General features: G+C 74.1%; 1 protein-coding gene. It reads left to right on the top strand.

Annotated features, from left to right (window positions below; genetic code table 11):
- On the top strand, positions 1–1,331 hold a 1,331-nt coding region (locus ACIP67_RS43320; protein ID WP_401700238.1), incomplete at both ends, for a glycosyltransferase family 87 protein.

Raw genomic sequence — 1,331 nt, 5'->3', positions numbered from 1 at the left:
CGCGCACGCCGCGACCCCCAGCGAGCCGCCCACTCACGCCGCGGACGGCGCCCCGAGCGACGCCGTGACCGCCCCGGGCGCCCCCGCCGGGCGTTCCGCTGACAGCGCACCGTCCGGGGCCCTGACCGCCCCCGGTGAGCGCGGCGGCCGCTTCCAGCTCGCCGGCGGCCTCGCGGCGAACGGCCCCGGACGGGGGACCGGCTCCTGGACCGGGCCCGTGGCGCTGACGGCGCTGCTGGTGGCTCTGGCCGCCGTCGTGACCGTGCTGCAGAAGTCGCCGTGCCTGCTGCACGGCTGGGGCGCCCCGGACGTCTACTACGCGGGCTGCTACTCGGACTGGGCCGCGCTCTACGGCGGGCGCGGGTTCGCGGCGGACCCGTGGGCGCCGTTCCGGGCGGGCTCCACGTTCGAGTACCCCGTGCTCATGTCCGTCGTGGGCTCGGTGGCGGCCTGGATCACGCAGGCGCTGCCGTTCTCGCCGGAGCAGGGCACGGTGGTGTTCTGGCTCGTGAACTTCGGGTTCGTGGTGGTGCTGTGGGCCGTCGTCGCGGTGCTGACCGTCCGGATGGCGGGGCGCCGGTGGACGGACGGGCTCATGGTGGCCGTGGCCCCGGGGATCGTGCTGGCCGGCACCATCAACTGGGACCTGTGGGCCGTGGCCCTGCTGGCGTGCGGCATGTACGCGTGGTCGCGCGGCCGGTCCCTGACGGCGGGGGTGCTGTTCGGCCTCGGCGCGGCCATGAAGCTGTATCCGCTGCTGATCCTGGGGCCGCTGCTGATCCTGGCGGTGCGCTCGCGGCGGTGGCGGCCGTTCCTGCTCGCGGCCGGGGGCACGGTGGCGGCGTGGGCGGCGGTCAACGTGCCGCTCATGGTCGTGAACTTCCAGGCGTGGTCCGTGTTCTTCACCTTCTCCGGCGAGCGCGGGCCGGGCCTGTCCAGCGTGTGGCACGCGTGGGACGTGACCGCCGCGCAGGCCGGGTGGGCGTTCGTGCCGGAGGACTCCCTGACCCTGCTGGCCTACGGGACCTTCGCGGTGTGCTGCCTGGGGATCTTCGTGCTCGGCGTGCGGGTGCGGCACACCCCGCGGCTGGCCCAGCTGACGTTCCTGGTGGTGGCGGCGTTCGTGCTCACCAACAAGGTGTACTCACCGCAGTTCGTGGTCTGGCTGATCCCGCTCCTGGCGCTCGCCCTGCCGCGGTGGCGGGACTTCTGGGTGTGGCAGACGGTGGAGGCGCTGCACTTCTTCGCCGTGTGGATGTACCTGGCCAAGGGGGTGGCCGAGACCCCGCCGCAGCACTCCATGGACGACTCCGTCTACGTGGCCGCGATCC

Origin of the sequence: Streptomyces sp. NPDC088812, from assembly GCF_044750285.1 — a bacterium.
In the GTDB taxonomy this organism is placed as follows: Bacteria; Actinomycetota; Actinomycetes; order Streptomycetales; family Streptomycetaceae; genus Streptomyces.
This window is presented reverse-complemented; position numbering and strand designations above follow the sequence as displayed.